Genomic DNA, 20,137 nt, shown 5'->3' with positions numbered 1-20,137 from the left:
GAATTTATTATGACATTAACAAGTGAAACATATAAATCATTCATCCTAGCGTTAGCTGAGTTGTTTGAAGAACAAAAGGATAACCTATGTGAATTAGATAGAAAAATTGGTGATGGCGATCATGGTGTGACGATGAATATTGGTTATCAAGCTGTAAAAGATACAATTCACAACGAATTACAGGCACAAAATGATATTGCAAAAATTAGTGTTGCTGTGGGTAAAAGTTTTTTAGATGCTGTAGGTTCATCTGTTGGCCCTTTGTATGCTTCAGGTTATTTAAAGGCAGCAGTTGCAGTAAAAAATAAAACTGAACTGAATGATACAGACTTATACCAATTTTGGATTGCATTCAGTAAAGGAATTAAGGCTAGAGGTAAAGCTGAAATAGGTGATAAAACGATGATTGATACACTTGAACCATTTTATCTCTCATTAGAATCATCTAAATCTCAAAATATTAATTTCAAGGAAGCATTTGTGCCTGCACTTCTAGAAGCTAAGAAAGGTATGGAAAGCACAAAGGATATTGTTTCTAATAAGGGTCGTTCCAAAAGGCTAGGCTATCGTTCGCAAGGCCATGTAGATCCTGGTGCGATGTCAGCGTACCTGATGTTAAATACATTTAAATCATATGTATAAGCTAAGTGATAAATATATAAGGAGGAGTGAGTTAGCATGAAAATAGCAATAGGTGCAGATCATAATGGTTACAATTTAAAAGAGGCAGTGAAAGCTCATATAGAAAAACTCGGTCATGAAGTAGAAGATTTTGGTTGTCATCATTGTGCAGAAACGGATTATCCAGATGTTGCTGCTGAAGTTGGTAAAAGTATTCAACAAGGGGATAATGAACGTGGCGTTCTTATTTGTGGAACTGGCATCGGCGTGGCAATAACTGCCAACAAATTAAAAGGAATTCGTGCTGCTTTGGCGCATGACTATTATTCTGCAGAGCGTGCCCAGTTAAGTAACAATGCACAAATACTTACAATGGGTGCACAAATAATCGGTATAGAAGTTGCTAAAAAGAATGTTGAAGCTTACTTGAATGTAAGTTGGGAAGGCGGCTCTCAACGAAAAGTAGATAAAATTGTACAAGTTGAGCAAGATGAATTTCAATGAGTTATACTCTAGTTTAATTCATTGGTTTCTTGGTAAGAATATGAGATTTAAAGCCCGTTCATAAAACAAAGGACTAGTCCGTATCAGACAGACGGATTAGTCCTTTGTTATTTTAATAACGATACATTATAAATAGTTTTAATAATGGAATATAAACTAATATTTTGTTTTTAATTAATTAAAACAATAATATTTAAATTGTAATTATTTGTCCAAAAAATGACAATTTAAATATTATTGTGAATGTATATTTCATTTAATATTATTGATAATATAAACTTTTTGAAAAGGGGGATGAAAGTGCAATTAACATTTAAAATCCATAAGTTTTCTTATGTTATATTTATAATTTCGTTGATAATTGGGGTTTTTATCTTTTCTCAGCAAGTATCAGCACATGCAACTTTAGAAAAAGTCACACCAACGCAAAACAGTGTGGTTGATAACGCACCAAATGAAATAACATTACAATTTAATGAACCAGTCCATGCAAAATATTCAAGTATACAAATCTATGATGATAAAGGTTCTGAAATTACAGAAGTAAAGCCAAGTACAACAGGGTCTTCACAAACATTGACGTTTCCAATTGAAAATTTAAATAAAGGAACACATAGCATTCATTGGCATACAATGTCTGCAGATGGGCATGAAATCAATGATAGTTTTGAATTTTCAGTTGGAAAACAAACAGCAAATGGCATCGACACGGCACCACCGTTTTATGAACAAGCAGACTTTTGGTTTGGAGTTACGCGCTTTATATTAGAAGGACTATTGATTACACTTACAGGTTTTTATTTAGTTAACGCCTTAGCTAAAAGACAAAGATTACCTCATTTAAATTTAAAAACGTATACACTACCAACCGTTTTAATATTGGTTATGACTTCCGTTATCACAGTGTTAATTTATAGGATGACTTTATCTTCTGATATTGTGTCAGATGTGTTAAGTCTGCAAAAAACCACCTTATTGCAAACACCATTCATATTAACGATGGTTGCAGTAATCATATTACTATTACTTTTCACTTTGAAAAATATGGCAACAAGTTGGTACATATTTATCCCTAGTCTAATATTAATTACACTTAGTATGTCAGGACATGCTTGGTCTCAGTCTATACCAATATGGTCGATTTTCATCAGAGTAATACACATTGTAGGTATATCATTTTGGTTAGGTGCACTGATTTATTTGACCATTATGGTATTAGGTAAAAAACAATTTGAAGTAATTCAAATGAGACCTTTTTTATTAAAAGTAAATATTAGCGCTGTCATGTTAATTGTCATATCAGGTGTCCTGATGTCAATAGATCAAACGAATGTCTTGTCACTATGGCAAAACATTCAGACATGGACCGTATTATTACTTGTTAAGGTTCTGCTAACAATTGTGATGATGGCGCTAGGATTTTATCAAACAACTAGAGCGCTTGGTAAGCATCGTCAGACAAATAGATATGCATTAATCATAGAACTAAGTATAGGTGTCTTACTTATATTAGCAGGTGTAATGATGAGTCAATTAAATATTCCAGGATAGGAGCTTAAAAGATGAAAAAACAATTTATTTTAGCCCTCGTAGTTTGTTTTACTGTTTTAGTATTTTCAAAAAGTGCAGATGCCCATGTGACAATGAACCCTGATACGAGTGAACCAGGTTCTTATGAAAAATACGATGTAAGAGTTCCAGTAGAAAAAGAAGCAAATACAACAAAAATAGAGTTAAAGGTACCCGAGGGTGTAAACGTTGTAGGTGTAGCACCTCAGGAAACATTTGACCATAAATTAACTAAAGATGATGATGGTAATATTACAAAAATAACTTGGATAGCTAAAGAAAAAGGTATTGGACCTAATGAATTCGTTGATTTGCCTATACAAGTAGCAAATCCAGATAAAGAAGGCGAATTTAAGTGGGATGCTTATCAAACTTATGATGATGGAGAAACCGTTAAATGGGATGGAAATGAGGACGCGGAAAAACCTTCACCAGTAACTAAAGTATCAAAAAAAGCTGATGTTGATTCTGAAAACAGTCAATCTGGTAATGATTCTATCGCTTTATGGGTTGTGTCTATCGTAGCTATTATTTTAGCGCTAATAGCAATTTTTAAAAAATCTCGTAAAGAAAGATAAAGTATAAGTGATTGAGCTAGTAATCAGATTTTGATTACTAGCTTTTTTGAAGTTTGATGAATTGTCACTGTAATTTAAGAAGATTTATTTTATAATGTTTTTAAGGAGGATTTTGAATGCGCAGAATATTATACGCTTTTTTAATTTATACAATCTTAGGATTGCTTAGTGGTTTTTATTATCGTGAATTAACACTTGCCTATGACTTTACAGGTGATACACAATTGGTTGTAGTACATACGCATACGTTAATATTAGGAATGTTTATGCATCTCATTTTATTACCGGTAACGAAGGTATTTAATTTGAGTAGTTACTATTTATTTAATTGGTTCTTTATTGTGTATAATATAGGTGTATTATTGACGATTGGCATGATGTTTACAAAAGGGACATACCAAGTTATTGGACTTAAAGTTCCAGAATCGTTTGCCGGCTATGCTGGTATTGGACATACAGTAATTACAGCTGGTTTTATTTTATTATTCTTCTTGCTTAAAAACGCCATTGTCAAAAAAACAGAAAAATAATTTGTATAAATAAATTTTTCTAAATAAATATAATTATATATAGCAGACGATCGTTATGAATTTGATCGTCTTTTTTTATATCATTTTACATATAAAGTAATTATTTATTAAAAAGTTTCCTTTTTAATTGATAAGCATTATCAATAATAGGATAATAGGTATTAAGAAGTAGTACATGTAGGAGGATTATTATGGATGATGTAATCATTATCGGTGGTGGACCAGCCGGTTTGTTCGCGAGCTTTTATTCTGGATTAAGAGGAATGAATGTAAGAATTATTGATATTCAAGATAAGCTAGGAGGTAAAATGCACGTTTATCCCGAAAAGATTATTTGGGATATCGGGGGATTGGCACCGAAGCCTTGTTATGAAATTATTCAAGATACTGTTAGTCAAGGTTTACATTTTAATCCTAAAGTAAATTTAGAGGAACGCGTTATAGATATTAGAAAAATGGCTGAACGCCATTTTGAAGTAGAGACCAATAAAGGAAATGTATATGAATCAAAATCTGTCATCATCGCCATTGGTGGTGGTATCATTAATCCAAAACAACTTGATATCAAGGGAGCAGAAAGATATCAATTAACTAATTTACATTATGTAGTTCAGTCCTTAAAACATTTTAAAGACAAAGATGTGTTGATTTCAGGTGCAGGTAATTCTGCGCTAGACTGGGCGAATGATTTAAGTGGTTATGCTAATAGTGTGACATTAATTTATCGAAAAGCGGATATCAAAGGTTATGAAGCAATGAAAGATATATTAAATAAACTTGCAGTGGAAAAGTTAGCCAACACACATATTTATCAATTAATAGGTGACGAAACCCAGTCACGTATAGAACAAGTAATATTAGAAAACATTGAAACAGGAGAACAAGAGGTACGATCTTTCGACGAAGTTATTGTCAGTCATGGATTTGATAGAGAAAATACATTGTTAGAACAGTCTACAACTCAAGTTGATATGCATAGTGAATATAATATTAAAGGATTTGGTAACACGGCAACGAGTATTGAAGGTTTATATGCTTGTGGTGATATTATTTATCATGAAGCAAAAGCACATTTAATCGCGAGTGCTTTTAGTGATGCAGCAAACGCAGCTAATCTAGCTAAACTTTATGTTGAACCTGAAGCGGATCCTGAAGGTTATGTATCTAGTCATAATGATGCATTTAAAGAGTCTAATAAAGTAGTGATGAAAAAATATTTATAAACACATTTATATGATTATGCTATAAATGTTTGCTTTGTAGTTTGGGGGATGACACAACATGGTTAAAGTAAAATATGAGGCACCAACGGTACAAGATTATAGAAATATGAGGAAAAAAGCTGGATTGAGTGAAAAATCACAAAAGGCGGCAGAAAAAGGGATATCAAATGCATGCTTTGACGTCACAATATATGATGACGACTTATTAATAGCGATGGGAAGAGTAATTGGTGATGGAGGTACTGCTTTTCAAATTATTGACATAGCAGTAGAACCACGTTATCAAGGTCAGGGTTATGGTAAACAGGTAATGACAGATATTATGAAATATATCTCATCTGTTTCAGAAGATGGTACTTATGTGAGTTTAATGGCAGATTATCCGGCAGATAAATTGTATGAACAATTCGGATTTACGACTACGGAACCTCATTCTTGTGGTATGTATATCAAATACTAAATATTTTTAAAAATATTAAGATGCAAAGAAGTAACATGGAGATAGATATTTCTGAAAGCACACGTCAATTTCTATATATCATCATAGTAACTGACGTGTTTTTATTTTATATTAAATGTTTTCATTTTTTAGCGATAATCATACGCGATAGCACTCAGGGGAATGACACGAGTAGAACCATATCCCAAGGAAGCATGCATGGTTAATTTGCAAGATACAAAAAGCGCTAATCCAAGATGGATTAGCACAGAACGTAGACAAACCCTTCGTATTAATTTGCGAAGGGTTTGTCTATTGTTTATTTGTATAGCTTTTTTCTTGTGTTAAACTTTATTTTTTTGTTTCAATGCCCAATGCTTCTTGGGAGTGAAAAGTATCTACTTTTCACAACTTCTTTGATTGTTTGTCTCATTGATTTGAGACAAAATAGTCTCTGAATTAATAATATTTTTAGTGTGATATTGGCAGTATTTGGGCCGACTCCTGCGGGAAGCGCACTAGCCGAAGACTACAGGCTAAGGCAGTGCCCGCGGAAAGCGTGCACAAAAAAACTGCCAACAAAGTCGGAGACTTTGTTGACAGTCTGAGCAAATCCAAGATGGATTAGCTCTCTTATTTTGAGAATGGATTTTTTAATATCATAAAAACTCATTTTAGTTGTGATTTAGAAATATAGTGTTTATTTTGACTCTTTAACATTGACATCTGTTGCATTTGTTCTAGAACGCAAATCGGCTTCAATTTCTTCTAAACTGCGTCCACGTGTTTCTGGTAAGTATTTAATGACAAAGATTAAAGCGAAGACACCAACAGCTGCGAAGATCAAGAATACTTGTTCTACTGATAAAACATCAGTCAAAATAGGGAATAATTGCGCAACTAGTAAACTACCAATCGATAGTACTAAAGCAGCGATTCCTGTTGCAGCACCACGTGCACGCATTGGGAATAATTCTGGTAACATAACCCAAAGTACTGGTCCCCAAGTGAATCCAAAGAATATGATGAAAAGTGTTAGACAAGCGACCATAATCCAAGCAGAAGATTGAATACCAATTGTCCAAACTAATATTGCCATGATTAATAGTGATGCCACCATACCAATATTACCAATTACTAATAATCGCTTACGATCTATTTTATCAATAATCATAATCGCTACAATCGTAATAAGGACGTTTACAGTACCAATACCAACCGTACCTAATATAGAAGTTGCATCACCAAGACCAGCTTTACTAAATATCGTTGGTGCATAATAAATAATAGCGTTAATACCTATAATTTGTTGTAATAAAGCAAACACACTACCAATGATAAGTGTTGGTCGTAACCAAGGTGATTTTAAAACATTCCAAGTGCTTTCAGAAATAGCATTTATTTCTTTCATATCGGCAATTTCTTTATCGATTTCGCTTTCTTTAAACGTTAATTTCATAACATCACGAGCAGCTTTTTCACTTTTGTGTTCAAGTAGCCATCTAGGGCTTTCAGGCATAAATGCCACACCGATTAAAAGAATGAATGAAGGTAATACTGCTAGACCGAGCATCCATCTCCAACCTTCGATTGGTGTAAAAGCATAGTTAATTAAATATGAAGATAAAATACCAATTGTAATCATTAATTGGTTTAATGAACTTAATGAACCACGTTGTTCGGTAGGTGCCATTTCAGATAAATATACTGGTACGATTGCTGTTGAACCACCGACAGCTAATCCGATAACAAGTCTACCGATTACTAATACTGGCATTGATGGTGCCAAGGCTAAAATTAATGCACCGACAATATAAATAATAGCGATAATAAATACAACGCGTCTACGACCTAACCTATCAGACATAGGTCCACTCGCACCGGAGCCAAATATAGCGCCGACTAACATAGACGCAACGACAAGACCTTCAGTAAAACTATTTAACGGTATATCATCTTTTATAAATAATAGTGCACCTGATATAACTCCCATGTCATAACCATAGAGTAATCCTCCCAATGCACCAAGGAAAAAGATGAGCTTTTTATTCACTTTGATTCCCATATAAACCCTCCTGATAATATTCAATAATAATAAGTATACGCTTTCATATTTTAATTGTAAATGTTAAAGTATAATAAATTTATCTATTGATATATAGTTATATGAATTATAATATTTTTGTAGTTTAAATAAAAATGTATAGTTATATGAATTATAATATTTTTGTAGTTTAAATAAAAATGTATAGTTATATAAGTTGATATCAAATAAAACTCCGCACATCCATTTTTGCTTGATGTGCGGAGTTTTATAGAATCATCTTATGAGTCAAATTCGATAACAATTCTACCAGAATTATTATGTTGAATCACTTCATCTATGCTATTTTTAATATCTTTAAATTTTATATTATGTTTTATATCATGTAATTGGTCTGGTTTTAAATCTTTAGATAGACGACGCCAAATGTGTTTTCGTTGTCTCATTTCTGTATATACCGAGTCAATACCTATAACGTTTACGCCTCTTAATATGAAAGGAAAGACTGAACTGTCGAATGTAGCGCCTCCTGTCATGCCGATGAGTGCAACACTACCATTATAATTAAGTTGTTTAATAACTTGTGAAAAACTGTCGCCACCAACTGGATCGATAACAGCTTGCCATGTGCGTTTACCTAGAGGTTTATTATCTTCTTTGGTAATTCTAGATATAACATCTTTTGCACCTATCGTTTTGAGTGCTTCAGTAGCTTCGGTTTTACCTGTACTAGCGATTACATCGTATCCAATTCCATTTAACATCATTATTGCTAATGTTCCTACACCACCTGTTGCACCTCTCACAAGTACTTGATCTTTTTCTACAGATAGCCCATTATGTTCTAATCTTTCAATTGCTAAACCAGCTGTGTAACCTGCTGTCCCATATATCATAGCTTCTTCAAGTGTGAGATCTTTAGGTAAAGGTACAATCCATTCTTCTTTTACGCGCACATATTCACTAAAACCTCCGAAATGGTCTGTCCCTAAACCGTAACCAGTAACGATGACCTCATCTCCTGGCTCAAAAGCATGTGTATCAGAGTGAGCCACAACACCTGCCAAATCTATGCCAGGCACCATCGGATAACTGCTAACAATTTTTGAATTGTCTAATGTAGCTAGTGCATCTTTATAATTAATTCCAGAATATTTTGTTTTAATCAATACTTCACCTTCTGGAAGCTCATCTATTGTCATATCTTTAAATTCGCTTGTTACTTTGCCGTCTTGTTCATTGACCACAAAAGCTTTAAATGTTTTAGTCATTGCCTTATGGCACTCCCTTATGTATATATTTATGAACAATTAAAAAACTAGAACTACTTTATCATGTTATTGTTAATTTCACAATAAGCGTAAAAGCACTGATTTAAAAGTAAGCGTTTTAATTTTAGGGGACTTGAATTTTATGTCATAACGCTATACTTTAAGTTGTCAAAAAAATATATTAAGTCGTATAGTAACATATTTAACATTTTAGTATACTAATTGACAAGATGATAAAAAGGGGCGATGAAGTATGACTGATAATATTGAATTAGTAAAAGAATCGGAAGTACATCAATTAAGAGAAATTAGTATTGCGACATTCAAACATACATTTAGAGATGGTGGATATACAGAGGAAGATTTTGAAATCTATTTTAAACAGGCATATAATGTGGAAACGTTACAAGAAGAGTTACGTAATAAACATTCATTCACATATTTTTATCTCAGTAATAATGAAATTGTAGGTTATTTTAAATTAAATATAGATGATGCACAAACTGAAGCAATGGGGGAAGACTACTTAGAAATACAAAGAATATACTTTTTACCTCAATCGCAAGGTGGAGGTAAAGGGAAAAAAGTTTTTGATTTTGCAATTAAGAAAGCACGCGAGTTGTACAAGAAAAAAATTTGGTTAGGGGTATGGGAATATAATGACAAAGCATTAAATTTCTATAAAAATCAAGGATTGCGTATAACAGGTTCTCATGAATTTTATACTGGTAACGTGGTAGATACAGATTTAATTATGGAAAAAACATATAGTAGCTTTTGAAAAAGTCATTTTTTCTTTAATCTGTTCAATTATTTTGAATCGTTGTTTGTCTATTATAAAAGCTAATTATTTAATTAAAGTTCTAAAGTTTTAAGTTTTTGTAAAAATTATATTTATTTCAAAAAAAGTTTTGATAAAAGGTGTTTATTTTAATAATAATAGTGAATAACATAATAATTCTCATTTATCCTAATTGCTAAACACATTACATAACTTTTAATTAGGCAATGAGAAAGACACAACTAAGGAGGCTTATTATATGAAAAAGTTATTAGCAGGTTTTCTTACACTTACATTAGCGCTTGCTGCTTGTTCTAATGGTAGTGATGACAACGGTGGTAATAAAGATGATAGCTCGAAAGAAAAACAGTCTTCCGATGACAAATCAAAAGACTCAAAAGATTCTAAGAGTGATGACAAAAAGGACAATGACAGCTCCGATGAAAATTCGGATAGCAAATCAGACAGCAACTCAGATAGTGATGCTGATAAAAATGGTTCTGACTCTAGTTCTAGCTCTATCTCTAACTCTGATGACAGTAGCAATTCTGGAAATAGTGACAATGCCAATGATAGTTCGACTAATGGTTCCAATGGAAGTGCTAACAATAGCGGTACTTCAAATAATGGTGATAATTCAAGCAATACGAATAACAATGATAGTACAGCAAGTAATGCAAATAGTAATGCAGATCAAGCTTCTAATAGTGCAGGCAGTTCGAATGAGGGTAACACAAATAACAGTGGAGCTTCTCAATATGTGGCACCTTATCAAGGTCAAAATGCAGTACCAGTTGCACAAAATATTACTTCAGGTAGTACTGACGCCCAAACAGCTTTACAGTCATTACCTAATTTCCAAAATTCATTAGATAATGCAACTGCAGAAGTTAATGCGTTAAATGGCCAATCTAATCCTTATAACGATTACGCTATTGAAGGTAGTGAAGGCAATTATAGTTATATTTTTAGTTTCCAAAATCAAGCACAACCGGGTAGTTATTCAATTGTAACAGTTGACCAGCAAGGTACTGTTAGAGTAGTTGACCCAGCATATCAACAATAAAGAATTATAAAAAAGTGCAAGTTTTATACTTAATATGATAAAGAGGCAAGTAGATGAAATGAATTTGAAAAAAATTGATTTCTAACTTGCTTCTTTTAATTTTTGCTTAACTTTGCAGTATATACTCATGTTACTATTGTTATCACTTAAAACACATTTTTTATTTTAAAAAAACTCCAAAGTTAACATTGGAATATGAAAACTTTGAAGTTTAAAGTCGGTATCAAAACATTGATTGTATTTTTGATTATTAAGTTTATGTGTTGGATTTAATAGACTTTTGAATAATATGGGAAATCGTTTCAAAAGCATGATTGTTTTTGTTTATAAATGGATTATCATGTACATCTTTCATTTGATGACTGATTAAATCATTTAAAAGTGCTTTTGAATCACTATATCGAACTGTAGAAAGAGAATGCATAACATCTTCATAAACACCACGTTCGCAAACATATTTTTCGTGATCAGGCGTATATTGGCAGACAGTTTTATCAATCGTGAGTGCATCAAAAATAATTGAAGAATAGTCTGTCAATACTGTATCTGATACTAACAACAAATCTTGAACTTCTATATGTGAAGGTGCAATGATAGCATTTTCAGGCATATAATTAGATTGATCATTGACATGTCCTTTAAAGATAACGTTATATTTATTTAATAAGCCATCACTAATTGGTAATAAATCGGTTGTTTCATTTGCTGCTTTCCATGTAGGAACGTAAAGTAATGTTTGTTTTTGAGGGTCTAGCTTTAATTCTTTCTTAATGAATGAGATATAAGGTTGATCTGATTGTTTATCCAATAAATATCTAATTCTTGGATACCCACAATTTAATAAATGTGTGTGTTGTTGTGGAAATGCAGATTTAAAATGTTCCATAATGGCTTCGGAATCACTGATGAAATAGTCTTGTTGCAACCATTTATTATATTTGCGTGCGCGATAATTATAAATATTGAGATTTTCATTTGGTTCATGACTATCTAAAAATAGTTTTTTTATAGGTGTGCCATGCCACAGTTGTATAACTGTACCATTTGGTTTGATATCGTCGGGTATATCGTTTTCTAAAATGATCACGCTTGCTGTTTCGATGAGATTTTTTGCTTTCGCATCATTTGGATCAATAAAATTAGGTCCACTTAAATCATTAGTTATAAAATATATAGGTAATTTAGAAAAGTATTTTGCAAAATGGTTAAATAAATAGCGAGAATTACCTCGGAACCCATAATCAAAACCTAAAAAGACAATATGATTTTTAACTTTCGATTTATCCTTTTTGTAAATATAACTGATTTCATCATGCTTTTTTTCGTAATGATGGTGAATTAAATTATAAAGCCAATGTGGAAGTTTGAATTTAGTATTTTTGAGCACTTTATCTGTAAATCGAATATCATCATTATTAGGTGCTAATGTTTCACTATTTTTAAATGGTACCGTGTGTTTATGTTCAAAGGCTAATTTGTTTAAATTAAATTTAGTAGTGTTCAATGGCGTGAACGCTTGAATGTAATCCCAAACAGCATCACTAGTTATATAAGTATGTTTGAAATTAAAAACAACATGGCTATCTGTAGCAACATCATCTTGTAAAAGTGATAATAATGCTAAATCAAATATATTATTAACTGTATATTTGTTTATTATTTTTTGAGCAGTTTCTATATGAAAAATAATATTTGGAAAATGATTTAGATTATTCATCCAATCATTAAAAGTGATTTCTGATTTACCGAAATATCGGCAATCATTTAAATATTGCTGATTGATTGTATAATCTGCAACGATAGTGACGGGTCTTAGTGTAACTGCCTCTAACATTGATTGATAAATCTCACTATTTTGATCTATATATACAAAATGAGAATATCCTTCTGCTGTAGCTTTCTCAAGATGCTGAGCTAAAAGGTCCCACGTTGAAAATTCTATTTGCTTTATCATTTATAATCCCTCTATTTAAATATTATTATCTCTATTTTATCATTTAATATGTCATAGATAAAAGAAACATTGATATTCATATCATTACTGACGTACAGCGCCTGAATTGATATATATTCAATTGGAGTTTATTAGAAAATTAAAAAACTTTAATTTTGGGCTATTAATTTTTTGAAAATTATTGTATTTTACTTAAAGTAGATGTTATAATTTATGTGAAATAATTCACAAATAAAAGGATGATTAATTATTTTAAGTATAGGAAGTGAGTATATATGTTTGTAGAAAGTATTAACCCCTTTAACAATGTATTATTATCCAGTATTGTGGCTGCTATCCCTATCATTTTATTTTTATTATGTTTAACCATTTTTAAAATGAAAGGGATATACGCTTCAATTACGACATTAGTCGTTACGTTGATACTTGCCATAACGATATTCAAATTGCCTATGAATATCGCTACAGGTGCATCAATTGAAGGATTTTTCCAAGGTGTAATTCCAATTGGTTATATTGTAATTATGGCAGTTTTGTTATATAAAGTTACAAATGAAACTGGGCAATTTGATAAGATTCAAGATAGTATTGCGAGTGTATCTCAAGACCATCGTATCCAATTATTGCTCATAGGTTTTGCATTTAATGGATTTTTAGAAGGTGCAGCAGGTTTTGGTGTACCGATTGCGATATGTGCTTTATTATTAACTCAGTTGGGCTTTAAGCCTTTAGAAGCTGCAATGTTATGTTTAATTGCCAACGCTTCAGCTGGTGCTTTTGGAGCTATTGGTTTACCTGTCACTGTAATTGATACACTTGGTTTGCCAGGTGATGTTACAGGTTTTGCGGTTTCTCAAATGTCGGCTTTAACTTTATCGGTTATGAATATGTTTATACCATTTTTATTAGTATGGATTATTGATGGTTTTAAAGGTATTAAAGAAACATTACCAGCAATCCTTATTGTTGGTGGGACTTTTACCATACTACAAGCTTTGATCACGGTGTTTATTGGACCAGAACTAGCTGATATTATCCCACCGTTAGTATCAATGTTAGCTTTAGCAGTATATTCTAAAAAACATCAACCAAAAAATATATTTAGATTGAAAGATAGCGGAGAACCTAAGACTATTGTAAAACATAATTTTAAAACTTTAATATATGCGTGGAGTCCATTTGTGATTTTAACAGTATTGGTTATGGTTTGGAGCGCACCACAATTTAAAGGACTGTTCACATCTAATGGTGCATTGAGTGCATTAGTATTTAATATTCAACTCCCAGGTACGTATAGCGCTATTGCTGATAAAGCAATTACATTGCCACTCAATATCATTGGACAAACTGGTACAGCAATTTTATTAGTAATTTTAATAACTATATTGATGTCAAAACAAGTGAATATGCTTGATGCAACGCGTTTGTTAAAATTAACTTTTAAAGAATTATGGTTGCCTATTATTACAATTTGTATTATTTTAATTATTTCTAAATTAATGACTTATGCAGGTTTAAGTAATGCTTTAGGTGAGGGTATTGCTAAGGCAGGATCAGTCTTCCCTCTATTATCACCTGTTTTAGGTTGGATCGGCGTATTTTTAACTGGTTCTGTGACAAATAATAATACGTTATTTGCTCCGATACAGTCAGCAGTAGCTAATAATATTGGTACAAGTGGTGCATTACTTGTATCAGCCAATACTGCTGGTGGTGTAGCAGCTAAATTGATTTCACCTCAGTCCATTGCTATTGCAACTGCATCTGTACAACAGGTAGGTAAGGAATCGGAATTATTAAAAATGACATTACGTTATAGTTTTGCATTTATTATCTTTGTATGTTTATGGACATTTATGTTGAGCTTTATCATTCATTAAAACATCAGCATTGATATGTTTGCTAGTCAGTTATCTGTAAATACGCAGAATTAACGTTGCTTTGATTTAGCATTATATCGAAACACGAAGTTAAATATAAAGATAGAAAAAAAGAAGCCATATGGCTTCATCCAGGCTGTCGACAAAGTTTCCGACTTTGTCGACAGTTTTTTGTGCCCACTTTCCGTGGGCACTGCCTTAGCTTGTAGTCTTCGGCTAGTGATATTCCCACAGGATACGGACAAATCACTGCCAATATTTAATATATAATAATTAACAGTGGCGTTGTTTGTTATGGTGAATAAACCAATTGATAAATGGAATCATAGTGAAATAATGTACTAAAGCTGGCATATGGAAGAAACTAAAAGTTTCTTTTTTATTTCGACTCTATCATCATTTGAAAGTAATGGTAGACAGAATCTGATGAAAATGACTGAACAGTTTGGTATCCATTTTCGATGATTGCTTGTTTATTAAATTCTTGGTTTATAAGTCGTAGTAGTTTATTAGAAAGATCTTCTACATTTCCATGTGCTACTAAATATCCATTGACGTTATTTTGTATCAGTGCATCTGGGCCAGCGTTACCATTAAAGCTAACCACAACATTACTTTGATTCATTGCTTCTAAAATCACCATTCCGAAACCTTCATTACGAGAGGGGATGACTGTAATATCACTTTTAGCTAACTTTTCGTTTAATTGTTGAGTTGAGCCATAAAGCTTTACGATATCTGCCAGTTGATGCTCTATGATTAATTGTTGTAAGAGTTCGTGTTCTTTTCCATCGCCATAGATATGTATTTGATATTTAAAACGTCTGACCTCTTGTTGAATAGGTATGATACTTTGAATTAATAGATCGAATCCTTTCTCGTATTCTAATCGTCCTGCAGCAGTGATGATTTTATCTTTTGATACTGAGAGGCGAGGTTCATTTAAAATATTGGGTATGACATAAACAGGAGTTTGAATGAAAGCTTCATATTTACTTTTATCACTTTCTGTTAGTGTGGTTACTTTATCTAAATATTGATAAGCATCTGCAATTTCTCTTTGTAAAGTAATGTTGTGTGCTTCAAAATTCATATGCTCCATACCAATTTTCTCTACATTTTGTGGACCATAGTGAGCAATTAATATATTGAAACTCGCGCGTGTACCTATGAGTATATCAGTAGAAACATTACGTATTGCTTTAATCATTTTCTTTTCAATATAATGTGAAAACTGATATAGTCCTGGTTCATATTGAGAAATTAATTTTGGTTTAGAAAAAGAGGTATATTTGTGGATTCTATTGAAAAAAATATCCTTAATATTAAAAAATTGTAATTGATAGTCTGTTAAAGCATGCACTTTAATAGATTTATGTAGCTTGAAATAAGGTTTAGAAGCCCCTTTGAAAACGGAAATGATTTCAACTTGATGGCCTTTTTCAGCTAAAACATTAGCTAATTGAGAAATAGATTTAACGGTACCACCCATAGCATATAAGTTATGCGTAAAAAAAGTGATAGATTTCATTGGAATACCTCCAAAAGTATAAGAATTAAATTAGAATTTATTATAGCATGAAATTTAGGTGATTGATAAAGTAATGAAGGTTATATGAGACACAATATAATTTGCTCAATATATTTAAATTTAAAATAGTAATTTAAGTCGTATCATAGCAATGATAGTTAACAGGTATTAACATAATTTAAGTAGAATTACTGAAACCCCTTTTTTCATAGGGCAATAACGTATATAATTAGAAGTGTACCAAAAGATTCTGCTATTTTTTAAGTACTTCGTATAATTATAGTAGATTAGGATTTAAATCATTTACTATAGAAAACGCTTTATCATGGTTGTGATTTTCCTAGATAAAGATAACGTGTCTATAAACATATATAAAAGGGGGACTGTGTTTGTTATGAGTAAACAACATAGCAAAACAGATGTCATATTAATTGGCGGCGGTATCATGAGCGCAACACTAGGAACTTTATTAAAAGAACTTGCACCTGAGAAAGACATTAAAATGTTTGAAAGATTATCTACACCAGCAGAAGAAAGTTCGAATGCATGGAATAATGCAGGAACAGGGCATTCTGCATTATGCGAACTAAATTATACAAACGAAAACAAAGATGGATCAATTGATATTACTAAAGCTGTCAAAATTAATGAACAGTTTCAAATTACAAAACAATTTTGGAATTACCTTGTTAAGCAAGGTCAATTATCAAAACCAGAAGCTTTTATTAAACCTGTGCCACATATGAGCTTTGTACAGGGCGTACGCAATGTAGATTTTTTAAGAAGACGAGTTGAAAGATTAAATAAAAATATTTTGTTTAGTAATATGGAAATTACGGATGACAAAGATCAAATTTCAGAATGGGCACCGTTGATTATGGAAGGGCGCACATCAAATATACCAATGGCTATTACATATGACAAAACTGGGACTGATGTAAATTTTAGCGCGTTAACAAAAAAACTATTCTCTAATTTAGAAGATAAAAACGTAGAACTTAATTACGAACATGAAGTAGAAAATCTGAGTCAACGTAAAGATGGAACTTGGAAAGTTAAAGTGAAAGATCTGAAAACGGATGAAGTTACAATAGTAGATAGTGACTTTGTATTTATAGGTGCCGGTGGAGCGAGTTTACCTTTATTACAAAAAACAGGCATTAAGGAGTCTAAACATATTGGTGGATTCCCAGTAAGTGGTCTGTTCTTAGTTTGTAGAGACGAGGCTATTACTTCAAAACATCTTGCGAAAGTTTATGGAAAAGCAGCTGTTGGTGCGCCACCGATGTCAGTACCACATTTAGACACACGTTATATTGATGGCAAGCGTACCTTATTGTTTGGACCATTTGCTGGCTTTTCACCAAAATTCCTAAAGACAGGTTCAAATATGGATTTAATAAAATCAGTGAAACCAAACAACCTTATAACAATGTTATCGGCAGGAATTAAAGAAATGAACTTAACTAAATATTTAATTTCTCAACTAACACTGTCAAACGAGGAGAGAATGGAAGATTTACGTCAATTTGTGCCAAATGCTAAAAGTGAAAATTGGGAAATTGTAGTTGCAGGACAACGTGTACAAGTCATTAAAGATACTGATAAAGGAAAAGGTACTTTACAATTTGGTACTGAGGTTATTACTTCTGAAGATGGTTCTTTAGCAGCACTTTTAGGCGCTTCTCCAGGCGCTTCGACTGCAGTTGACATCATGTTTGATGTACTTCAACGTTGTTACAAAGATGAATTTAACAATTGGGAAGAAAAAATTAAAGAAATAGTGCCTTCATTTGGTATGAAATTATCAGAAAATGAAGCTTTATACACTCAAATTAATAAAGAAATAACTAAAAACTTAAAAATTAATTAATAAGTATGATGTACTCATTTTATTAAATGAAGTTCTTGCGAGATAAATTACCATACTTAAAATAGAAGCGCTAATCCATTACGGGTTAGCGCTTCTTTATATTTAAATCTTGAAATTTTGATCGTGCATGTATACCACAAGTATGTTGTATGATGGTTCGAGCATCGAACCCGTGGCCTCTGAAACATATGGTTTTCTAGGCGTTTACACGCTTGTTATTTATTGATAGTAACAGTGAAAGTAGTACCTTCATATTTCTTACTTGATACTTCAATTGTGCCATTGTGTAATTCAAAAATAGCTTTAGCAATTGCTAAGCCTAAGCCATTACTATTATCATGATTGCTTGCTTTATAAAAACGTTCAAATAGACGAGATTGAGTTTCTGGTGTCATACCTTGACCATCATCAGTTATATTAAAACGAATGTGATCAGTATCATGTGTGAGTGTAATGTCAATTGTACCACCTTGTTCTGAATATTTAATCGCATTAGTTATTAAATTTTGAAATGCTTGATTTAATAGTCGCTCATTTCCTATTAATGATATATTAGCTAAATCAGACATAATAATTAACTCTTTTTCGTTCGTCGCAAATTGTTCATGACGTATAATCTGTTTAATGAGCTTATTGAGTTCGATATGATCAGTTAATTCTAGATGCTCCCCATTATCAATTTCTGATAACAATAAAAGTTCTTTTGTTAATTCACTTAGTTGCGTTGTAATTTGGTATATTTCGTCTATATACTGTTCTCGTTCTGTGGCACTTTTTGTAAATTTTAATTGATCAAGTAAATGATGAATATGCGTTAAGGGTGTTTTAATCTCATGTGAAACATTTTGAACAAAGTGTTGTCTCATGTCATCTACTTGTTTTAAAGAAAGTCTCATTTTATCAAAACGGTATTGCAACGTGCCGAATTCATCATTACGCTTAATATCTATTGGCACATCAAAATTGCCTTCCATTAATCTTTCAGTCGCTTGTTTTAACTGTTGTATTGGTTTAATAATCATGTAAGTTGAAGAAATAACCCAAATGATTGAGATGACTAATAATAGTGTAATTAATATGACTAAGAAAATTCTAAATTCACTAAATGTTTTTCCAATGTCTGGTCTCATAAATACTGCATAGTTATGACCATTGGATTGAAATTGCACACCAACAGTATTTTGAGTAGTATTTTCAAAGAATCCAGTGATGAAAGGATTGTATGGTAAATTGCTTATCCCGTGATAGTCATTTCCCTTTAAGACAGATTTAATATTTTTCGAGTCAACATTGTCTTTTCTAAATGCAGTACCATAATAAGCTTTTTTACCATTTTCTGATACGGTCATAACTTGATAATTCATCTGTCCAAGGTGTTCGAAAAAGGGTTTTGGCAATTGTATTTTAGATTGCTTTTCATAAGAAATTGCATCTTTTAATGTTCTCATGATTTTAGCATCATTATTCTCTTTTAAATGATTATGATAAATGACGTTAGTTAATAGGAAACTAAGCACAGCGCTTGATAGTAAGATGACGATTGTATATATAGCAATACGTGAATATAGTGATTTAAACATTGTCATCAACCTTGTAACCTAAGCCACGCACTGTATGAATTGTAATAGTAGCTCCTAGTTTCGATAAACGTTTTCTCAAACGTTTAATGTGTACGTCAACTGTTCGTTCATCACCTTCATAATCAAACCCCCAAATTTTTTCAATCAAATCATCACGGTTAAATACTTGTTTTGGATGCGAGGCAAGTAAGAATAAGAGTTGAAACTCTTTATTTGGCAAGTTCATTGATTTAGTAGAAGATTGAAGCTCTAAATAAGCTTGATTAAGCGTAAGATTTCCAACTTTCAACTCATTATTAGCATTTATATTATAGCGTTTTAATACGGCCTTTATTCTAAAGATAAGTTCTTTCACTTCAAATGGCTTGGTAACATAATCGTCTGTGCCAGTTAAATAAGCTTGTTCTTTATCACTAAGTGCGTCTCTAGCTGTTAACATAATAACTGGCATTTCAAAATCTTTTTTTAAAATTTTACATAATTCAAAACCACTCATGCCAGACATCATTACATCTACGATAGCAATATCAACTTGATGTGTATCTAAATATGACAATGCGTTTTCAGCACTTGATTGTGTTACTACATCTAATCCTTCTCGTGAAATATAATTTGAAACATATTCTAAAATTTTACTGTCATCATCGACAATTAAACAAGTTGTCATGCTCAAAATCTCCTTAATCATTTTAC

Annotated in this window: 17 protein-coding genes; 11 read left to right on the top strand and 6 right to left on the bottom strand. The window is 32.0% G+C overall.

What is annotated here, in order from left to right; all coding sequences use genetic code 11:
* Window positions 1-9 precede the first annotated feature (9 nt).
* The 7 genes from dhaL (at window position 10) to KA867_RS02660 (ending at window position 5,485) form a co-directional block, all read left to right on the top strand.
* Entirely contained in the window at window positions 10-642 is a 633-nt protein-coding gene (gene dhaL, locus KA867_RS02690; RefSeq protein ID WP_119535790.1) for a dihydroxyacetone kinase subunit DhaL, read from the top strand.
* 36 nt (window positions 643-678) lie between these two features.
* Complete coding sequence (gene rpiB / locus KA867_RS02685; protein WP_107384823.1) at window positions 679-1,125, top strand: ribose 5-phosphate isomerase B; 447 nt, start codon at window positions 679-681, stop codon at window positions 1,123-1,125.
* Between the two features lie 294 nt (window positions 1,126-1,419).
* Window positions 1,420-2,676, top strand: a complete 1,257-nt coding sequence (locus tag KA867_RS02680) for a copper resistance CopC/CopD family protein (protein WP_210136993.1) — start codon at window positions 1,420-1,422, stop codon at window positions 2,674-2,676.
* 11 nt (window positions 2,677-2,687) lie between these two features.
* Window positions 2,688-3,272 (top strand): YcnI family copper-binding membrane protein, encoded by a 585-nt coding sequence (locus tag KA867_RS02675; protein WP_107504849.1) that lies wholly within the window; start codon window positions 2,688-2,690, stop codon window positions 3,270-3,272.
* 116 nt (window positions 3,273-3,388) lie between these two features.
* Entirely contained in the window at window positions 3,389-3,802 is a 414-nt protein-coding gene (locus KA867_RS02670; protein ID WP_107384989.1) for a DUF2871 domain-containing protein, read from the top strand.
* A 191-nt stretch (window positions 3,803-3,993) separates the two neighbouring features.
* Window positions 3,994-5,025 (top strand): NAD(P)/FAD-dependent oxidoreductase, encoded by a 1,032-nt coding sequence (locus KA867_RS02665; RefSeq protein ID WP_107385700.1) that lies wholly within the window; start codon window positions 3,994-3,996, stop codon window positions 5,023-5,025.
* A gap of 58 nt (window positions 5,026-5,083) precedes the next feature.
* Window positions 5,084-5,485 carry a GNAT family N-acetyltransferase gene (locus KA867_RS02660; protein WP_107384987.1) on the top strand — a complete coding sequence of 134 codons (402 nt, stop codon included), beginning with the start codon at window positions 5,084-5,086 and terminating at the stop codon, window positions 5,483-5,485.
* Between the two features lie 679 nt (window positions 5,486-6,164).
* On the opposite strand, the gene glcP is transcribed toward KA867_RS02660, so the two are convergent.
* Entirely contained in the window at window positions 6,165-7,529 is a 1,365-nt protein-coding gene (gene glcP / locus KA867_RS02655) for a glucose transporter GlcP (RefSeq protein ID WP_210136992.1), read from the bottom strand.
* 260 nt (window positions 7,530-7,789) lie between these two features.
* On the bottom strand, window positions 7,790-8,779 hold the full coding sequence (locus KA867_RS02650) for an acrylyl-CoA reductase family protein (protein WP_107504847.1): 990 nt from the start codon (window positions 8,777-8,779) through the stop codon (window positions 7,790-7,792).
* A 253-nt stretch (window positions 8,780-9,032) separates the two neighbouring features.
* On the opposite strand from KA867_RS02650, the gene KA867_RS02645 reads away from it, so the two are divergent.
* Together KA867_RS02645 and KA867_RS02640 are read left to right on the top strand one after the other, a co-directional pair.
* The gene (locus KA867_RS02645) at window positions 9,033-9,560 is read left to right on the top strand and encodes a GNAT family N-acetyltransferase (RefSeq protein ID WP_210136991.1); all 528 of its coding nucleotides are present in this window, start codon (window positions 9,033-9,035) and stop codon (window positions 9,558-9,560) included.
* A 259-nt stretch (window positions 9,561-9,819) separates the two neighbouring features.
* Entirely contained in the window at window positions 9,820-10,626 is an 807-nt protein-coding gene (locus tag KA867_RS02640) for a hypothetical protein (protein WP_210136990.1), read from the top strand.
* Between the two features lie 256 nt (window positions 10,627-10,882).
* Here the strand turns inward: KA867_RS02640 and KA867_RS02635 are convergent, their stop codons facing one another.
* The gene (locus KA867_RS02635) at window positions 10,883-12,580 is read right to left on the bottom strand and encodes a CDP-glycerol glycerophosphotransferase family protein (protein WP_210136989.1); all 1,698 of its coding nucleotides are present in this window, start codon (window positions 12,578-12,580) and stop codon (window positions 10,883-10,885) included.
* A 275-nt stretch (window positions 12,581-12,855) separates the two neighbouring features.
* Here KA867_RS02635 and KA867_RS02630 point away from each other — a divergent pair, with 275 nt between their 5' ends.
* Window positions 12,856-14,460 carry an L-lactate permease gene (locus KA867_RS02630; RefSeq protein ID WP_210136988.1) on the top strand — a complete coding sequence of 535 codons (1,605 nt, stop codon included), beginning with the start codon at window positions 12,856-12,858 and terminating at the stop codon, window positions 14,458-14,460.
* A gap of 379 nt (window positions 14,461-14,839) precedes the next feature.
* Here the strand turns inward: KA867_RS02630 and KA867_RS02625 are convergent, their stop codons facing one another.
* Window positions 14,840-15,991 (bottom strand): glycosyltransferase family 4 protein, encoded by a 1,152-nt coding sequence (locus tag KA867_RS02625; RefSeq protein WP_210136987.1) that lies wholly within the window; start codon window positions 15,989-15,991, stop codon window positions 14,840-14,842.
* Between the two features lie 394 nt (window positions 15,992-16,385).
* On the opposite strand from KA867_RS02625, the gene mqo reads away from it, so the two are divergent.
* A complete protein-coding gene (mqo, locus tag KA867_RS02620; protein WP_210136986.1) occupies window positions 16,386-17,864 on the top strand; it encodes a malate dehydrogenase (quinone) in 1,479 nt (492 codons plus the stop codon).
* 215 nt (window positions 17,865-18,079) lie between these two features.
* Here mqo and KA867_RS02615 read toward each other — a convergent pair whose 3' ends face one another.
* Both KA867_RS02615 and KA867_RS02610 read right to left on the bottom strand, forming a co-directional pair.
* Window positions 18,080-19,444, bottom strand: a complete 1,365-nt coding sequence (locus tag KA867_RS02615; protein WP_183076684.1) for a sensor histidine kinase — start codon at window positions 19,442-19,444, stop codon at window positions 18,080-18,082.
* Window positions 19,437-20,111, bottom strand: coding sequence for a response regulator transcription factor (locus KA867_RS02610; protein WP_210136985.1), 675 nt, complete (start codon window positions 20,109-20,111; stop codon window positions 19,437-19,439). Before KA867_RS02610 ends, KA867_RS02615 begins: the two co-directional genes overlap by 8 nt.
* Window positions 20,112-20,137: the final 26 nt, after the last annotated feature.

The sequence above is a fragment of the Staphylococcus sp. GDH8C109P genome (assembly GCF_017893405.1).
Lineage (GTDB): Bacteria > Bacillota > Bacilli > Staphylococcales > Staphylococcaceae > Staphylococcus > Staphylococcus cohnii.
This window is presented reverse-complemented; position numbering and strand designations above follow the sequence as displayed.

Excerpts from the sequence above, each read along its gene's own strand:
- dhaL (WP_119535790.1), top strand. The coding sequence starts at position 10 with ATGACATTAACAAGTGAAACATATAAATCATTCATCCTAGCGTTAGCT.
- glcP (WP_210136992.1), bottom strand. The coding sequence starts at position 7,529 with ATGGGAATCAAAGTGAATAAAAAGCTCATCTTTTTCCTTGGTGCATTG.
- KA867_RS02615 (WP_183076684.1), bottom strand. The coding sequence starts at position 19,444 with ATGTTTAAATCACTATATTCACGTATTGCTATATATACAATCGTCATC.
- rpiB (WP_107384823.1), top strand. The coding sequence starts at position 679 with ATGAAAATAGCAATAGGTGCAGATCATAATGGTTACAATTTAAAAGAG.
- KA867_RS02610 (WP_210136985.1), bottom strand. The coding sequence starts at position 20,111 with ATGACAACTTGTTTAATTGTCGATGATGACAGTAAAATTTTAGAATAT.
- KA867_RS02680 (WP_210136993.1), top strand. The coding sequence starts at position 1,420 with ATGAAAGTGCAATTAACATTTAAAATCCATAAGTTTTCTTATGTTATA.
- KA867_RS02635 (WP_210136989.1), bottom strand. The coding sequence starts at position 12,580 with ATGATAAAGCAAATAGAATTTTCAACGTGGGACCTTTTAGCTCAGCAT.
- KA867_RS02675 (WP_107504849.1), top strand. The coding sequence starts at position 2,688 with ATGAAAAAACAATTTATTTTAGCCCTCGTAGTTTGTTTTACTGTTTTA.
- mqo (WP_210136986.1), top strand. The coding sequence starts at position 16,386 with ATGAGTAAACAACATAGCAAAACAGATGTCATATTAATTGGCGGCGGT.
- KA867_RS02665 (WP_107385700.1), top strand. The coding sequence starts at position 3,994 with ATGGATGATGTAATCATTATCGGTGGTGGACCAGCCGGTTTGTTCGCG.
- KA867_RS02645 (WP_210136991.1), top strand. The coding sequence starts at position 9,033 with ATGACTGATAATATTGAATTAGTAAAAGAATCGGAAGTACATCAATTA.
- KA867_RS02660 (WP_107384987.1), top strand. The coding sequence starts at position 5,084 with ATGGTTAAAGTAAAATATGAGGCACCAACGGTACAAGATTATAGAAAT.
- KA867_RS02640 (WP_210136990.1), top strand. The coding sequence starts at position 9,820 with ATGAAAAAGTTATTAGCAGGTTTTCTTACACTTACATTAGCGCTTGCT.
- KA867_RS02625 (WP_210136987.1), bottom strand. The coding sequence starts at position 15,991 with ATGAAATCTATCACTTTTTTTACGCATAACTTATATGCTATGGGTGGT.
- KA867_RS02630 (WP_210136988.1), top strand. The coding sequence starts at position 12,856 with ATGTTTGTAGAAAGTATTAACCCCTTTAACAATGTATTATTATCCAGT.
- KA867_RS02670 (WP_107384989.1), top strand. The coding sequence starts at position 3,389 with ATGCGCAGAATATTATACGCTTTTTTAATTTATACAATCTTAGGATTG.
- KA867_RS02650 (WP_107504847.1), bottom strand. The coding sequence starts at position 8,779 with ATGACTAAAACATTTAAAGCTTTTGTGGTCAATGAACAAGACGGCAAA.